Source organism: Streptomyces alkaliterrae, assembly GCF_007097205.2.
GTDB lineage: Bacteria > Actinomycetota > Actinomycetes > Streptomycetales > Streptomycetaceae > Streptomyces > Streptomyces alkaliterrae.
The window spans coordinates 1-15,512 of record NZ_VJYK02000124.1 but is presented as its reverse complement, the minus strand read 5'-3'; the positions used below and the strand labels follow the sequence as shown (position 1 = coordinate 15,512).

Below are 15,512 nucleotides of genomic sequence, written 5' to 3'. Positions count from 1 at the left end.
GGACGGGGGCTGTGGGGGCCGGTTGGTTCGCCCGTTCCGTCAGGTTCCGGACCCGGCGCCCCCGGCGCCCGGGGGCGCGCCGCGCGGAAGCTCGGGTAACCCGGTCGGACGGTCGTGGCTGGCCGCCCCGGGCGGTCGCGCCGAGCGTGGAGACCATGCACCGAATACGCCGGGGGTTCGCACTCTTCGGCGCCTGCGCGGTCCTGCTGGGCCTCTCCGGCGCTTCGAACGACGTGCCGGAGCTGACCCGCCCGCCGTCGCCCGACGCCGCGCCGGCCCTCTGGCAGGGCGTGGCCGTCCGCACGGTCGGCAAGCTGGTGCTCGACCTCGGCGACGGCCAGTACGGGGTGTGCTCCGGCGCCATAGTGGACTCGCCGAGCGGCAGCGTCGTCGCGACCGCCGCGCACTGCCTCACCTCACCGGACAGCCCGAAACCGCCGCCGCGCGGCTGGTTCGCGCCCGGCTACGACCGGGTCGGCCCGCAGCGGGCCGTCGCGACGGGCTGGCGGATCGTCTCGTACCACACGCCGCGCGGCTGGAACGTGCGGCGGAACCTGGCGGAGATACTGCCGCACGACTACGCCTTCGTGACCGTCGAGCGGCGCGGCGGCCGGACGATAGCCGAGACCTACGGCGCCAACCGGCTGGCGTTCGCCCCGATAGACGTCAGCCGCGCCGTCACGCCGCTGGGCTACCCGGTGGCGCCCGAGGACGGCGCCGGCCCGCTCAGCACCTGCCACGGCACGGCCGAGGTCCTGACCGCCGAGACCGCCCACGAGGCGAACGTCGGCGGTCTGCTGCTGCGCGCGTGCGGTCTGACGCAGGGCACCAGCGGCGGCCCCTGGCTCCAGGACTTCGACCCGGTGACGGAGGCGGGCACGGTGGTCGGCGTCATGTCGGTGGGCAGCGGCGACGGGGAGGTGCTGGCCCGCCCCTACCCGGCGGGCGCCGGACGGGCGCTGCTGGACCGGGCCGACCGCGCGGCCGCCCACGTGCCGTCCTCCACCTGAAGCGGCGTGCGCGGGCCGGACGGGGACGGGCGTCAGGCGCGGCCCATGGCCCGGGTCAGCCGGACCTCGATGACCACGCGGTCCGGGTTGAACGCGGGCGTGCGCTGGTAGCGCTCGGCGTAGCGGCGCACGGCGTCGGCGACGGCCTCCGGGTCCGTCACCACCCGGCCCACGCCCTCCAGCGTCGCCCAACGGGCCTTCGCCACCTGGCAGATCGCCACCCGGGCGCCCTCGGGCCCGGCGGCCAGCACGTGGGCGACCTTGCGGCTGTTCTTGTTGGTGATGACCCGGGCGACACCGGCCTCCGGGTCGTACGTCGCGCCGACCGCGACGACGTGCGGGGTGCCGTCGGGACGGATCGTCGTCAGCGTGCAGAGGTGGTACTCACGCCAGAACTCCAGGTAGGTCGGGTCGGGGTCACGCACGTCGATCGCCATGCGGGCAAGCGTAGGCGAGCCCCGCGGCCGGCCGGATCCGGGACTACGGGGCCGGCCGGATCCGGGACTACGGGGCCGGCCGGATCCGCGACTACGGGGTGACCGCGAAGTGCTTCATGATCGCTTCGGCCAGCGCCTCGTCGCCCTCGATCTTCACCTTGTCCCGGACCGCGTCCAGCCGCACCCGACCGCAGGCCAGCCGCAGGTACGTCTCCCAGTCCAGCGAGAACGTGACCGCCGGGCCGAGCGAGGGGCTGCCGTTGACCGACCCGGTGCCGTTCTGGTCGACCCGCACCGTCCGCATGAACTCCACCGGCCCGTGCACGTCGAACACGACCGCCGTGCCGGCGGGCGCGCCCGCGCGCTTGGCGACGACCTTCGGCAGCCCGTGCAGCAGGATGTCGCGGGCGATGTGGGCGCCGGGGGAGTCGAGGTTGCCGGGTCGGCGCAGGGCCCGCCGTATGTCCTGCTCGTGCACCCACACGTCGAACGCGCGCAGCCGCAGCAGCGCCTCCATCGTGATCTCGCCGCCGCCCGGCAGCACCGAGCGCACCTTCGCCTCGGGGCCGCGCCGCTCGTTGCGCAGCTGCCGCCGGCGCCGGATCAGGGTGTACTCGAACTCGCTGGTCATCTCCGGCGCGGTGTGGTGCCGCCGGACGTCGACCTGCACCTCCATGTACCGGCTCGGCTCGTCCACGACGTGGAACAGGTCGCGCGGGAGCGTGTGTATCGGCCGGGGGTCGCCGAGCAGTTCGGTCTCCAGGCCGATGACGTGTGACAGCACGTCACGCACCGACCAGCCGGGGCACTCCGTCCGGCGGTTCCAGTCGGCCTCCGGCAGCGGGCCGACGAGCTCGGCTATCGCGTCGACGGAGTGAGACCAGGCATCAACGTAGGGTTGAAGACTCGGGTGCTCGGTCACGGGACCCCTCATGATGGCGGTACGGGCGGTTCGTTCGCGGTGTGGGTGCTCTCAAGTTAGTCTGCGCGCGGGCACCCGGGCAGTGCTTTCGGGTGACGATCGTAGGACGGATTTCCGGTAGGTGGTTCTCCTGCCGCAGGCCATGGACGGTGGTACGGTGCGCGTCTCGCTCCTCCAGATCGACGTGAACGGTGATGAACCGGTCGAATCCCGCCGATCCCGGGTCGCCGCGCTGGTGGCCGGCCGTCGCGGCGATGATCTGGTCGTCCTGCCGGAGCTGTGGACGGTGGGGGCCTTCGCCTTCGACCGCTTCGAGGAGACGGCCGAGGACGCCGCCGACGGGCCGACCGCGCGGATGATGTCCGAGGCGGCAGTTGAAGCGGGCGTGTGGCTGCACGCCGGGTCCGTGATCGAACGCGCCCCCGACGGCACCCTTTACAACACCTCGCTTGTCTTCTCCCCCGACGGACGGCTCGCCGCCCGCTACCGCAAGATCCACCGCTTCGGCTTCGACAAGGGCGAGGCGGTGCTGCTCGGCGCCGGCTCCGAACCGACGACGGTGACCGCAGGGGACGCCGTGCTGGGCCTGGCCACCTGCTACGACCTGCGCTTCCCCGAGCTCTTCCGGAAGCTCGCGGACGCCGGGGCACAGGCCCTCGTCGTACCCGCCGGCTGGCCGGACAAGCGGGCGGCGCACTGGACGCTGCTGTCCCGCGCCCGCGCGGTGGAGAACCAGGCGTACGTGCTGGCCTGCGGGACGGCCGGCGCGCACGCTGGCGTGCCGCAGGCGGGCCGCAGCGCCGTCATCGACCCGTGGGGGGAGGTGCTGGCCGAGGCGGTGGACAACCGCGAGCAGGTGGTCAGCGCCGAACTGGACTTCGCCCGGCTGGCCCGCGTCCGCGAGGAGTTCCCCGCCCTGAAGGACCGCGTCCTGCGCTGAACCGGCGCGCGGCGCGCGGCGCGCGCGTCTTTCACGTTTCGCGGGGGTGTCGTGCGTGCGCGAGCCTGGACGCGACTTGTCATGCGCGCTACTTTCTCGTCAGGTCTAGACCAAAATGCGATCCGCGAGTGTTCGCGCTTTCACCTCGCATGCCCCCAGCAGCCCTGTCCCCCTCCAGGAGCATCACCATGCGACTCCAACAGACCGCCGCCCTGCGCCAGGCACGCAGAGCCGGCCACCTGCTCGACTCCCACCGGGAACACGTCCTCGGCCTCTTCCGCATCGTCGTCGGACTGCTCTTCGCCTGTCACGGCGCCGCCACCCTCTTCGGGGTCCTCGGCGGCGGACACGGCCCCTCCCCGGCGGTCGGCCAGTGGCCGGGCTGGTGGGCGGCGATCATCCAACTCATCGGCGGCATATTGGTGTTGACAGGCCTCGGCGCCCGTTCCGCCGCCTTTCTCTGCTCCGGCTCGATGGCGTACGCGTACTTCGTGCACCACCAGCCGGACGCCCTCTTCCCCCTCCAGAACGGCGGCGTCACGGCCGCCCTCTACTGCTGGGCCTTCTTCCTCATCGTCGCCCTCGGGCCCGGCCGCTGGACGCTCCCCGCACTGTTCGGCGCGGCGGACGACACCCGTTCGCAACCTGCAACGACCTGACGGGCCCCGGGGGAGGGCGGCCACCGCCCTCCCCCCCGCACCACACGATCAACGCGCGCAGAAAACCGGATGCGCCCCCATCACCTTCCCTCTAGCCTGGACGACGTCCTTGACGCCGTTCATTGGAGACGCTGTTGATCTACTGAGGTCATCTGACGGCCGACCGCGCCCAGCCGCTGGTCACGCCGTGTTCCGGTCGCGAGCCGAGCCGTGCCGGCAGGCACCCGCTCGCAGGGAGCCCGCCCCTCGTCGCGGGTTCGCCCACACCGTCGAACCGCCCGCACCCGGGCCCATGACCTCAGGGGGACAACCATGTCTTCGAACCGCACCACGACCTCGATCACCTGCGCCGACCTCTCCTTCACCTGGCCCGACGGCACCGCCGTCCTCGACGACCTCTCCCTGGTCGTCGGCCCCGGACGCACCGGGCTCGTCGGCGTCAACGGCTCCGGGAAGTCGACGCTGCTGCGCCTCATGGCCGGCGAACTCGCGCCCACCTCAGGCGCGGTGCGGGTCTCCGGAACGCTCGGCTACCTGCCGCAGGACGTGACACTCAACGCCGACCAGCGCGTCGAACAGGCACTCGGCATCGCCCCCGTCCGCGCCGCGATCCGCGCGATCGAGGCGGGGAACACCGACGAGGAGACCTTCGCCGTCGTCGGCGACGACTGGGACGTCGACGAGCGCGCCCGCGCCGCGCTCGACCGACTCGGCCTGGAACACGTCACGTTGGAGCGCCGCATCGGTGAACTCTCCGGCGGCGAATCCGTGTTGCTGTGCCTGGCGGCCCAGTTCATCCGCCGACCGGACGTCCTGCTGCTCGACGAGCCGACCAACAACCTCGACCTCGACGCCCGCCGCCGCCTCAACGAGGCCGTCGCCTCCTGGCGCGGCACCATGGTGATCGTCAGCCACGACCGCGAACTACTCGACCACGTCGACCGGATCGCCGACCTGCGCGACGGCGAAGTCCGCTGGTACGGCGGCGGCTTCACCGACTACGAGGCGGCCCTGGAAGCCGAACAGGAGGCCGCCGCGCGCATGGTCCGCGTCGCCGAGTCCGACGTCCGCCGACAGAAGAAGGAACTCGCCGACGCCCGTATCAAGCTCGACCGCCGGCTGCGCTACGGCAAGAAGATGTACGAGAACAAACGCGAACCGAAGGTGGTGATGGGCGAACGCAAGCGGCAGGCGCAGGTCGCCGCGGGCAAGCACCGCAACATGCACATCGAGCGACTCGACGAGGCCCGCGAACGCCTGACCGAGGCCGAGGAGGCCGTCAGGGAGGACAAGGAGATCCGCGTCGACCTCCCCGAGACGGAAGTCCCCGCAGGACGGACCGTACTCACACTCCGCGACCTGCGCATCCGCCACGGCGGCCGCGCCGACCTGGACGTACGCGGCCCCGAGCGGATCGCCCTCGTCGGCGGCAACGGCGCCGGCAAGACGACCCTGCTGCGCACGATCGTCGGGGAGATCCCCGCCGAGTCCGGCCAGGTCATGACCGCCGTGCCCACCCGCTACCTGCCGCAACGGCTCGACCTCCTCGACGAGGAGCTGACCGTCGCGCAGAACGTCGGCGCGTTCGCGCCCGGCGCCACGGCCAACACCGTGCGCGCCCGGCTCGCCCGCTTCCTCTTCCGGGGCCGCCGGGCGGACCAACCGGTGGGCACACTCTCCGGCGGCGAGCGCTTCCGCGCCACGCTGGCGGCACTCCTGCTCGCCGACCCGCCACCGCAACTCCTACTGCTCGACGAACCGACCAACAACCTCGACCTGGCCAGCGTCCGCCAACTCACCAGCGCGCTGAGCTCCTACCGCGGCGCGCTGATCGTGGTCAGCCACGACGTCGCGTTCCTCCGCGAACTCGGCATCACCCGCTGGCTACGCCTCGCCGCCGAGTCGGACGGCGCCCCCGTCCGACTCACCACCACCGACCCGCTGTAGTCGGCGGCCCCCGGGGCCACCCCGTCCCGTCTCCCGCTTCCCGCTCCGCTCAGTCCAGTACCGCGACCGCCTCGATCTCCACGAGGTGCTCCGGCACGTCGAGCGCGGCCACCCCCAGCAGCGTGGCCGGCGGGGCGGGGGCGACCCCCAACCGCTCAGCCGCCCGCCCGATCCCCTCCATGAGCTGCGGCATCTTGTCAGCCGTCCAGTCGACGACATGGACGTTGATCTTCGCCACGTCGTCGAACGTCCCGCCGGCCTCGGCCAGCGCGGTCGCCACGTTGAGATAGCACCGCTCGACCTGCGCCGCGAGGTCGCCGACGCCCACCGTGCTGCCCTCGGCGTCCCACGCCACCTGCCCGGCGACAAACACCAACCGCGTCCCCGTGGCCACCGACACCTGCCGGTAGGCGCCCACCTTCGGAAGCCCGTCGGAATCCATCAGCGTGACAGCCATATCTCTGCCCTCCTGGTTTCTTGTGGTTACTCGGAAACCGTAAGAGACTTAGCTCTGACCTGGAAGAACGCACTTTTAAGTGACTGGGGCACCAGATGGTTACCAAGGCCGAGGCCGCCGACCTGCCCGAGAACGCGGACCTGCGCCGCGCGGACTCCCTGGCCCGGGAGATCTTCTCGGACATCGCCAACAAGTGGGCGCTGCTGATCATCGAGGCACTGGGCGACCGCACCCTGCGCTTCAGCGAACTGCGGGACGAGGTCGAGGGCATCAGCCACAAGATGCTCACCCAGAACCTGCGCCTCCTCGAACGCAACGGCCTCCTCGAACGGACCGTCCACCCGGTCGTCCCGCCGAAGGTCGAGTACACCCTCACCGAGCCGGGCCGCGCCCTACGCGTCACGATCGACGGCCTCTGCGAGTGGACCCAACGCCACCTCCACGAGATCGAAGCCTCCCGCCACCGCTTCGACACCTGACGCCTGTCAGCCCGCGCCGCCACTACCCGGGCCGAAGCCAAGTACCGACCCCGACCCGGCAGAGCACCGGGCGTGGTCTGCGACTGCCCGGAGCACTTCTGGTCTCGCTCCCCAACGGCCGCCGCTGGATGTGCGTCGGGGCTTCGTCGTGGCCGAACAGGCGGTCTTGACGCCGAACGGCGCACGAATGAAGCTCCAGCAATCAGCCGCAATTGGATCGGCACAGGGAGAGGGCAGGCATGAAGCTCAGGTTCCTCGGGATCATTCCGAACACGCCCGTGGACGACTCGCCCACGATCTGGATGGACGAGGACACGGGAGACCTGCTGATCCAGCCCTACAGGGCCACTGAGGACGAGGTGAAGGCGTGCCAGGAGATTGGCTCTATCCCCGGTCACAGCACGAACGTGCCGGATCACGAGACGATCATTCGGCTCCCCGCTGTGATGCTGCAGTACATCCCCCTACCGGAGGACGGCAACGGTGAAGTACCCCGTACGTGAAGGGATCTCCAAGGCGCGGCACTCCGCCGTGCACCTGGAGATGCGCGACAGCTACACACCGAACGATCCGGAGTTCGCACGCTGGCGCGCTGGTCATCGGTACAACGGTGATCCGGCGAGACTTCCGGAGTGGTGGGGCGCCTGGCGTGACCTGGTGCAGGAGACGACGGCGCGCGGGGTCGTCATGCGGCGGGCTCGGATCGTCTCCGAACCGGTCACGGACTACATCAGCTATGAGCACGACATGACGTTCGCCAACGTCGCAGCGGGGGAGCTCGTTCGCTGGCTCCCCCGGCGTCGGGCCGCAGACATCCCCTTGCCAGGTACTGACCTGTGGATGTTCGACGGCGAGTCGGTGCTGTTCACGTACTTCTCGGGCGTCGGGGAAGTCGTTGACCGGGAGCGGCGGACGGAACCCGAGGTCGTACAACTGGTCGCGTCTTCGTTCGAGTTGGTGTGGGAGCGGGCAACGCCTCACGGGGAGTACAAGCCGGTCCAGTGAGCCATGCCCCGATCAGCATCATCTAGCGTCCAGCAAGCCCGGCAACTCCTCGCCGACCGCCTCCGCGAGTTGGTCAAGGAAGCCGGGCTTGACGGCAAGGACTTGGCCGCGCTGTGCGGCTGGCATCCGTCCAAGGTGTCTCGGATCTCGACTGGGAAGACGCAGCCCAGCGAGGACGACATTCGCGCGTGGTGCGCGGCCTGCGGCGCCGAAAGCCAGACAGAAGACCTGATCGCCTCTCTCAGGGCCGTGGAGGGCATGTGGGTGTCCTGGTGTCGAATGGAGCGTGCCGGGCTGCGACGGGCGCAGGAGTCCGTACAGCCACTGTTCGAGCGCACCCGCTGGTTCCGGGCCTACTCCTCTTGGCTCGTGCCCGGCCTCCTTCAGACGTATGGGTACACCGAAGCTGTGCTGCGCGCTGTCCAGCGACGCCGCGTCCCGGTTGATGACGTGGCCGACGCCGTAGCCGTCCGCATGGAGCGACAGCGGGTGCTCACCCAGGGGCAACGGCGGTTCGCGTTCCTGGTGGAGGAATCCGTGTTGAGGAACGGCTACGGCGACGCTGACACCCAGGCCGAGCAGCTGGAGCGCCTGCACGCGCTTGCTGAGGGTGAGTTGCCCAACGTGGCCTTGGGCGTGGTCCCCGCGCGGCTTGAGCGGGTGCGTATGCCCGTTGAGGGGTTCTGGATCTACGACAAGTCGCAAGTGAACGTCGAGTTGGTTTCCGGCCACCTCACGGTCACGCAGCCCAGCGAGATAGCCATGTACGCGGATACGTTCGCCGCGCTGGCGGACATGGCGGTCTACGGGACGAGGGCCCGCGTCCTGATCACGAAGGCTCGTGACGCGCTCGTGTAATCCACGCGCAATCGACTGCAATCGGTTGGGCGTGTGTCGCCGCGCGTTCCTAGCGTTGTCGCCACCCAGACGACGTGAAGGGGTCGGCATGAGTCAGCCGAGAACGTACCCGAGCGCCCCGGTAGACCTGCCGCTGAGGCTGGACGTGGAACCGACGCCCGTCGCCGGGTGCGCGGGATGCGCGGAGCTCGCTGCCCTTCGGGGCCGGGCCCGTGCCGGCGGGGACATGGCCACGGTCACCGACTGCAACGTGCTCATCCGTCGGCATGCGGAGGGGCACCGGTGAGCGAGGACAAGAGCAAGGGGCCGGGGGAACCGCTGCTGACTCTCCGGGTCTCGCGGGACAGTGGGCGTACGTGGGGGCCCAGGCGTGTGATCCGCAGTTCGGAGAATTTGGCGCCGCTGCCGTCGCCGAACTGGCCGCTGTGCGAATGCCCCCGGTGCCGCCCACGTACGTGAGGCGGGGAAGGCGCTGGGGTCCCGCCCGGTGGCCGTGAGCCGGATGGCCGGGCGGGACCGCGCTCGCTCGCACACTCGCTTAGTCGTCGGCGGTCTCGGGCTTCTCGGGTTCGGACGTGCCCGAGTGGTGGTCCCTCTCGCCGTCAGCGGACGTGGATGCCTCGCCTTCGCCGGCGGACTGCGCGCCTTCGGAGTCGGAGAACGGTCGCATCTTCATGCTTGCCCCTCCTTCTTGACGTGGTCGCTTCAGGCTAGGACGTCTGGCTCGTTCCCGACCGTCGGAATTCAGCCCCCTCCGGCCGTGCGGGGGCGCGTTCCCGCCGGAGGGCGGCGACCGGCGGGATGGCACCCTGGGGGCATGAACGACGGTTCCCCCGCCCCGCGCCGTGCCCGTGTCCGCGCTCCCGAGCTGATCGGGAAGGGCGGATGGTTGAACACAGGTGGTAAGAGTCTGACCCTCGCGGACTTGCGAGGTAGGTGCGTTGTTGTAGATTTCTGGACGTTCTGCTGCGTGAACTGCCTGCACGTGATCGACGAGCTGCGGGAGCTGGAGGAGAAGCACCGCGACACGCTCGTGGTCGTGGGTGTGCACTCGCCGAAGTTCGTGCACGAGGCCGAGCATCAGGCGGTCGTGGACGCCGTCGAGCGGTACGGCGTGCACCACCCGGTGCTGGACGATCCGGAGCTTGTGACCTGGAAGCAGTACGCGGTACGCGCCTGGCCGACGCTGGTGGTGATCGACCCGGAGGGGTACGTCGTCGCCCAGCACGCGGGCGAGGGGCATGTGCACGCCATCGCCAAGCTGGTCGCCGAGCTGGAGGAGGAGCACGCGGCCAAGGGCACCCTCCGGCGCGGCGAGGGCCCGTACGTGCCGCCGGAGCCGACCCCCGGCGACCTGCGCTTCCCCGGCAAGGCGCTGCGCCTGCCCGGCGGGACGTTCCTCGTCTCCGACACCACCCGGCACGCGCTGGTGGAGCTCGCGGCGGACGGCGAGACCGTGCTGCGGCGGATCGGCAGCGGCGAGCGCGGCCTGGTGGACGGCCCCGCCGACCGCGCGGCGTTCAACGAACCGCAGGGGCTCGCGCTGCTGCCGGACGGCCGCGTCGCTGTCGCCGACACCGTGAACCACGCACTGCGGGTCCTCGACCCGGACAGCGGGACCGTGGGCACCCTCGCCGGGACCGGTCAGCAGTGGTGGCAGGGCGGCGCCACCTCCGGCCCGGCCCGCGAGGTGTCGCTGTCCTCGCCGTGGGACGTGGCCTGGTTCGGGGACCGGCTGTGGATCGCGATGGCCGGCGTCCACCAGCTGTGGACGTACGACCCGGCGGCCGGCACGGTCGCCGTCGCCGCCGGCACGACCAACGAGGGTCTGGTGGACGGCCCCGCCGACGAGGCGTGGTTCGCTCAGCCGTCCGGTCTCGCGGCGGCCGAGGACCGGCTGTGGATCGCCGACTCGGAGACGTCCGCACTGCGCTGGATCGACGCGGACGGCAACGTCACCACCGCCGTCGGCACCGGCCTCTTCGACTTCGGCCACCGCGACGGCGCCGCCGAACAGGCCCTGCTCCAGCACCCGTTGGGCGTGACGGCCCTCCCCGACGGCTCGGTCGCCGTCGCCGACACCTACAACCACGCCCTGCGCCGCTACGACCCCGCGACCGGCGAAGTCACCACCCTCGCGACCGACCTCCGCGAACCGTCCGACGCGGTCCTCGCCGAGGACGGCGAGATCCTCGTCGTGGAGTCGGCGCGGCACCGGCTGACCCGGCTGCGGCTGCCGGAGGAGGCCGTCAAGGTCGCCTCGGTGGCGCACCGCACCCAGCGCCAGGCCACCGAGGTCGCTCCCGGCGAACTCGACCTGGACGTCGTCTTCCAGGCCCCGAACGGCCAGAAGCTGGACACCCGGTACGGCCCGTCGACGCGACTCCTGGTGAGCGCCACTCCGCCGGAGCTGCTCGCGGACGGCGAAGGCCAGGGCACCGACCTGCGCCGCCGCCTCCGCCTCGCGGCGGACGTGCCGGAAGGCGTGCTGCACGTGTCCGCCATGGCCGCTTCCTGCGACGACGACCCCGACAACCCGTACCCCGCCTGCCACGTCCACCAGCAGGACTGGGGCGTCCCGGTCCGCGTCGTCCCCGACGGCGCCACGCGGCTCCCGCTGGTCCTCGCCGGCCTCGACGCGGACGCGTAGGCCGGGTGCGGCAGGGCGCGGGCCTCCGGGCGGCCGACGCGGGGACGGATACGCTGAGGCCCGGCGGTGCATGAGCAGGGGACGCACCCCGAAAGGTGCGCCCCCTGAAACCGCCGCTGGAGCCGGAACCGGAACGCCACAAGTGTGGCTGGATCAGCCGGTCGGTCGGGCTCAGTGCGAGCGGACTGAGCTTGGTGCCCGCCCGGCTACTCGTCGTCCTCGGAGTCGAACCCGCCACCGCACTTGGGGCGGACCTTGAGCTTCGCGGTTGTGTCCGCCTGGTAGCGCTTCCCGTCGGCCGTGTACGTGAGCCGGACGCCGTTCATGGACCCACGCCCGCCGGCCTTCACGCCGATCGCGAGGCGATCGTCATTGCCGGCCTTGACCGTGGCACCGGGTATCGCTTGACGCTTTGCCCAGAAGGCCAGATCGGCGGGGGAACCAACCTTGGGGTTCGTATGGTGGTTCGGCGGCCATCCGTCGTCCGCGCCGATCCCCACAGCTCCGCCGGTCGGCTCCGGCAGGGCCACCGCGCCGACGAGTTCCAGGTTCGTCGGCTCGATCAGTTCGGCGTCGGTGATGACGATGTCGTGGCGCCCCTCGTTCGTGAGCGACACGAGGCCAAGCGTGAAGATCATTTCTTTGGTGTAGCCGACGCAGACCGTCGAGTGGCTCTCGCCAGCGCTCAGCGGACCATCGCCTGTGCCAGCCGTGCAGCCGCTGGCGGCGGCAAGTGTGACAGCCGCCGCCAGCGTCGCCACAGTGCGGGTGGACCTTCTCACGTCAGAAGCCCGCACCCCGGGCGACGAGAAGTCCCGGCGACTTGCCGGGGTCACCCTTGGTGCCGCAGAGCTGCGCAGCCTTCGGGAAATCGAACCTCAGCGAGGCGGCCCGGGTGTATCCGGACTGACTTGTGAGGTCCACGCCGATCACTGCGTCCAGTTTGACCCCCTTGGAGTAGGAGCTCATCTTCGACTTGTCCTGCACGAAGTCGCTGCCCTTCCTGAAAGGCACGCAATTCCCCTTGGGCGTCTTCGGGTAGGCGGACTTCACGCTCTTGGCGCCGCCGGCGAAGCTGGTGGGCTTGGCGTAGAAGGTGAAGTCAGGGCCGGGGCTGCGGCTGGTGTTGCAGTACAGCCCGTACCTGTACATCGTGTAGTGACGGATGCCGGTCTTGGGGCCCTGGGTGCCGAATCCGATCGACGCGGAAGTGGACCGCTTGAGAGAGCCGTTTCCGCTGAACGTGCCGAATTTCCCGCTCTTGGACATGCCGACGGCAAGCGACGCTTCCGCCGACGTCGAGTAGCGGTACGTGGCCTTGGCGCCGGAGGGCCCGGTCTGGTAGTGCATCCCGACCGACACCCAGCGCTTGCCGAGGCTCCGAAGGTACTTCTCGCCGGTCACGGGGCATCCGTTCGCGAACTTGGCGCCCACGCCCGCGCGCTTCCCGTCCGACTCGCTCTCGTATCGCTCCATTCGAAGGTCGCGGTTCACGGGCTTGATAACCGGGTCCTCTTCGCCCTGGGCGAGGCTGAGATTGGCGACTCCGCCGGCCGTGCGCTTCACGTCTGCCGAAGCGGAGCTGACTCGCAGGCTGAACGAGTCGGTCGCGATGTCGTCCGGGCTGCCGTCGGTGGCGGTGATGTCGACGTCCACGTTGCCCGCCGCTGAGGTCATTCCGGCGAGCTGGAGTGTGTTGGCGACGCGCAGTTGGTAGTTCCCGTTGCGGTCGGCCCGGGTCTTCGCGATGACGCGGGTGGGGACGTCGTCGCCCTCTTCGAGCTGGCCGAGGGCTTCACCGTCCGGCCAAGCGGTGGCGTAGACATAGGCGTTGGCCGCCGTCTTGCCGTCGGGCTTCCGCACCGTTCCCGTAATGAGCGCCGAACCGGTTATTTCGCGGGAGTCCTTGATCTCCGGCAACCATCCGCCCGACGAGCGCGTGGCGTCGTCGGCAAGCGCGGGAGTGGACATGGCCGTCATCAGTGCGGCGCTGCCCAGAGCAAGGCCTACTTTGAATCTGCGGCCGAGCCGCGTTGGCGCGTGCGTGCGCACAGTAACTCCCCCCGTTTGGTGTTGACGAGCTCCCGGCCCGTGGTCGGTGGGCTGGTCGGGAACTGCCGCCACGCTAGGTGAGAGAGTGGTTACGATCAAGGGAATTGAGGGGGATCTGAGCCTGACGAGGCGTAGGTTTTGGGCCGGCCGTCACCGAGGTGGGACGGGCAGCAGCGCTGAGCGGATCGCGGCGGCGCGCAGGGGTGAGAGGCCCGTCCCGGTCAGGAGTGGGCCCCTCGTGTCGGATGGCCGGCACCCGTGGCTTCTGGGCGTCCTACACGGGGACGGGGACGGCTGCGCCGCCGTCCGGGTTGTCGTCGCCGTCGGGGCCGGCCGGGGTGCGGGCGTCGCGGTAGCCGGTGGTGACGGCGCCGCCGAGGTAGGCGGCGAGGGCGAGGGCGGCGGTCGCCGCGAGGAAGAGTGACGCCCGGCGTATTCGTCGGCTGGCCATGGTGTCCCCCTGTCGGTGTGGGTGGTCGACGGACAGGCCGCCTGGAAGGACGCGCCCGCGCCGGGGCATGGTTGCTCGTCGACGAGGCGGCGCTCGGTCGGGGCGTGTGGCGGCGCACGAGAGCGGGGCGCACCGAGAATGGTGCGCCCCGCTACCCCCGTGCGGAAGACTCTGCCGCCCGATGTTCACGGAGATGTCATGGCGGCGGTCCGAGACGGCGACAGCAGGCGGAGGCTTGTGTTCCGCTCCGTGACGGCTCGCCCCGGGCCGCGCCGGGCTACGCGCCGCGCCGGGCTACGCGCCGCGCCGGGCTACGCGCCGCGCCGGGCTACGCGCCGCGCAGGAACGCGGTCAGTGCGGTGGCGAGCAGCGCCGGGTCGTCGGCGCCCGCCAACTCCCGCGCGGAGTGCATCGACAGGATCGCCACACCGATGTCCACGGTGGTGATGCCGTGCCGGGCGGCGGTGATCGGGCCGATGGTCGTGCCGCACGGCATCGCGTTGTTCGAGACGAAGCTCTGCCACGGCACGCCCGCTCGCTCGCAGGCCGCTGCGAACACCGCGCGGCCCGAACCGTCCGTCGCGTAGCGCTGGTTGACGTTGACCTTCAGGATCGGGCCGCCGTTCGGCACCGGGTGGTGCGTGGGGTCGTGCCGCTCGGCGTAGTTGGGGTGCACGGCGTGACCGGTGTCGGAGGAGAGGCAGACGGTCCCGGCGTAGGCGCGGGCCCGGTCCTCGTAGGTGCCGCCCCGGGCGAACACCGAGCGCTCCAACGCATTGCCCAGCAGCGGGCCTTCGGCGCCGGTGTCGGACTGGCTGCCGTTCTCCTCGTGGTCGAAGGCCGCGAGCACGGGGACGTACCCGAGGTCGCCGTCGTCCGACGCGGCGGCCAGCAGGGCGGCGAGGCCGGCGTGCACGGACAGCAGATTGTCCATACGCGGACCGGCGATCAGCTCGCGGTCCCGGCCGAGGTAGGCGGGCGGCTCGACGCTGTGTGTCATCAGGTCCCAGCCGGTGACGTCGGCGGCCGGCACACCCGCCTCGTCGGCCAGGAACTCGATCAGGTCGCCCTCGCGGACGTCGCCGAGGCCCCAGATCGGCGTCATGTGGCGCTGCCGGTCCAGCTTCAGCCCCTCGTTGACCTGCCGGTCGAGGTGGATCGCGAGCTGCGGCACGCGCAGCAGCGGCCGGTCGACGTTGACCAGTCGCGCCTCGCCGCCGCGCAGCACCAGCCGACCGGCCAGGCCCAGGTCCCGGTCGAGCCAGGTGTTGAGGAGCGGCCCGCCGTAGATCTCCACGGCGACCTGCCGCCAGCCGTGCGCGCCGGTGTCCGGCGCCGGCTTGACCCGCAGGTTCGGCGAGTCGGTGTGCGCGCCGACGATCCGGAACGGCGTCGCCGCCGTCGCGCCCTGCGGCACGTACCAGGCGATGAGCGCCCCACCGCGCAGCACGTAGCGACCGCCCGCCTCACCGTCCCACGCGTCCGTCTCGGCCAGCCGACGGAAGCCGGCCTTCTCCAGCCGCTCGGCGGCGACCGCCACCGCGTGGTACGGCGTGGGCGCGGCGGCGAGGAAACGGAGGAGATCGTCGGTGTGGGAGCGATCCGGCGGGGAGGTTGAAGGCTGCATGCGCCCCAGCATACGAAC

General features: G+C 71.1%; 18 protein-coding genes. 10 read left to right on the top strand and 8 right to left on the bottom strand.

Going from position 1 to position 15,512, the window contains the following annotated elements; genetic code table 11:
* The first annotated feature begins 155 nt into the window (after positions 1-155).
* On the top strand, positions 156-1,010 hold the full coding sequence (locus tag FNX44_RS13795) for a trypsin-like serine peptidase (RefSeq protein WP_143648466.1): 855 nt from the start codon (positions 156-158) through the stop codon (positions 1,008-1,010).
* A 32-nt stretch (positions 1,011-1,042) separates the two neighbouring features.
* On the opposite strand, the gene FNX44_RS13790 is transcribed toward FNX44_RS13795, so the two are convergent.
* Positions 1,043-1,447, bottom strand: a complete 405-nt coding sequence (locus FNX44_RS13790; RefSeq protein ID WP_143648464.1) for a pyridoxamine 5'-phosphate oxidase family protein — start codon at positions 1,445-1,447, stop codon at positions 1,043-1,045.
* A gap of 91 nt (positions 1,448-1,538) precedes the next feature.
* Positions 1,539-2,369, bottom strand: coding sequence for a maleylpyruvate isomerase family mycothiol-dependent enzyme (locus FNX44_RS13785; RefSeq protein WP_143648462.1), 831 nt, complete (start codon positions 2,367-2,369; stop codon positions 1,539-1,541).
* 157 nt (positions 2,370-2,526) lie between these two features.
* On the opposite strand from FNX44_RS13785, the gene FNX44_RS13780 reads away from it, so the two are divergent.
* From FNX44_RS13780 to FNX44_RS13770, 3 genes are all read left to right on the top strand, one after another.
* The gene (locus tag FNX44_RS13780) at positions 2,527-3,309 is read left to right on the top strand and encodes a carbon-nitrogen family hydrolase (protein WP_143648468.1); all 783 of its coding nucleotides are present in this window, start codon (positions 2,527-2,529) and stop codon (positions 3,307-3,309) included.
* 188 nt (positions 3,310-3,497) lie between these two features.
* On the top strand, positions 3,498-3,968 hold the full coding sequence (locus FNX44_RS13775) for a DoxX family protein (RefSeq protein WP_181354578.1): 471 nt from the start codon (positions 3,498-3,500) through the stop codon (positions 3,966-3,968).
* A gap of 312 nt (positions 3,969-4,280) precedes the next feature.
* The gene (locus FNX44_RS13770; protein ID WP_143648459.1) at positions 4,281-5,915 is read left to right on the top strand and encodes an ABC-F family ATP-binding cassette domain-containing protein; all 1,635 of its coding nucleotides are present in this window, start codon (positions 4,281-4,283) and stop codon (positions 5,913-5,915) included.
* Between the two features lie 49 nt (positions 5,916-5,964).
* Here the strand turns inward: FNX44_RS13770 and FNX44_RS13765 are convergent, their stop codons facing one another.
* On the bottom strand, positions 5,965-6,372 hold the full coding sequence (locus FNX44_RS13765) for a RidA family protein (protein ID WP_143648457.1): 408 nt from the start codon (positions 6,370-6,372) through the stop codon (positions 5,965-5,967).
* 95 nt (positions 6,373-6,467) lie between these two features.
* Between FNX44_RS13765 and FNX44_RS13760 the strand changes: the two genes are divergently transcribed.
* The 5 genes from FNX44_RS13760 (at position 6,468) to FNX44_RS28935 (ending at position 9,000) form a co-directional block, all read left to right on the top strand.
* Positions 6,468-6,851, top strand: a complete 384-nt coding sequence (locus FNX44_RS13760; protein WP_143648455.1) for a winged helix-turn-helix transcriptional regulator — start codon at positions 6,468-6,470, stop codon at positions 6,849-6,851.
* 239 nt (positions 6,852-7,090) lie between these two features.
* Positions 7,091-7,354 carry a hypothetical protein gene (locus FNX44_RS13755; protein ID WP_143648453.1) on the top strand — a complete coding sequence of 88 codons (264 nt, stop codon included), beginning with the start codon at positions 7,091-7,093 and terminating at the stop codon, positions 7,352-7,354.
* Positions 7,335-7,856, top strand: coding sequence for a DUF6879 family protein (locus FNX44_RS13750; protein WP_143648452.1), 522 nt, complete (start codon positions 7,335-7,337; stop codon positions 7,854-7,856). Before FNX44_RS13755 ends, FNX44_RS13750 begins: the two co-directional genes overlap by 20 nt.
* Positions 7,857-7,859: 3 nt before the next feature.
* Positions 7,860-8,714 carry a helix-turn-helix domain-containing protein gene (locus FNX44_RS13745; protein ID WP_143648450.1) on the top strand — a complete coding sequence of 285 codons (855 nt, stop codon included), beginning with the start codon at positions 7,860-7,862 and terminating at the stop codon, positions 8,712-8,714.
* An 88-nt stretch (positions 8,715-8,802) separates the two neighbouring features.
* Positions 8,803-9,000 (top strand): hypothetical protein, encoded by a 198-nt coding sequence (locus FNX44_RS28935; protein WP_143648448.1) that lies wholly within the window; start codon positions 8,803-8,805, stop codon positions 8,998-9,000.
* Between the two features lie 252 nt (positions 9,001-9,252).
* Here FNX44_RS28935 and FNX44_RS13740 read toward each other — a convergent pair whose 3' ends face one another.
* Entirely contained in the window at positions 9,253-9,390 is a 138-nt protein-coding gene (locus FNX44_RS13740; protein ID WP_153507251.1) for a hypothetical protein, read from the bottom strand.
* Between the two features lie 141 nt (positions 9,391-9,531).
* Between FNX44_RS13740 and FNX44_RS13735 the strand changes: the two genes are divergently transcribed.
* Complete coding sequence (locus FNX44_RS13735; RefSeq protein ID WP_143648447.1) at positions 9,532-11,364, top strand: NHL domain-containing thioredoxin family protein; 1,833 nt, start codon at positions 9,532-9,534, stop codon at positions 11,362-11,364.
* 206 nt (positions 11,365-11,570) lie between these two features.
* Here the strand turns inward: FNX44_RS13735 and FNX44_RS13730 are convergent, their stop codons facing one another.
* From FNX44_RS13730 to FNX44_RS13715, 4 genes are all read right to left on the bottom strand, one after another.
* The gene (locus FNX44_RS13730) at positions 11,571-12,125 is read right to left on the bottom strand and encodes a hypothetical protein (protein WP_143648445.1); all 555 of its coding nucleotides are present in this window, start codon (positions 12,123-12,125) and stop codon (positions 11,571-11,573) included.
* 22 nt (positions 12,126-12,147) lie between these two features.
* Positions 12,148-13,416 carry a hypothetical protein gene (locus tag FNX44_RS13725; protein WP_143648443.1) on the bottom strand — a complete coding sequence of 423 codons (1,269 nt, stop codon included), beginning with the start codon at positions 13,414-13,416 and terminating at the stop codon, positions 12,148-12,150.
* 274 nt (positions 13,417-13,690) lie between these two features.
* Entirely contained in the window at positions 13,691-13,867 is a 177-nt protein-coding gene (locus FNX44_RS13720; protein WP_153507250.1) for a hypothetical protein, read from the bottom strand.
* Between the two features lie 328 nt (positions 13,868-14,195).
* The gene (locus tag FNX44_RS13715) at positions 14,196-15,494 is read right to left on the bottom strand and encodes a M18 family aminopeptidase (RefSeq protein ID WP_143648441.1); all 1,299 of its coding nucleotides are present in this window, start codon (positions 15,492-15,494) and stop codon (positions 14,196-14,198) included.
* Positions 15,495-15,512 lie beyond the last annotated feature (18 nt).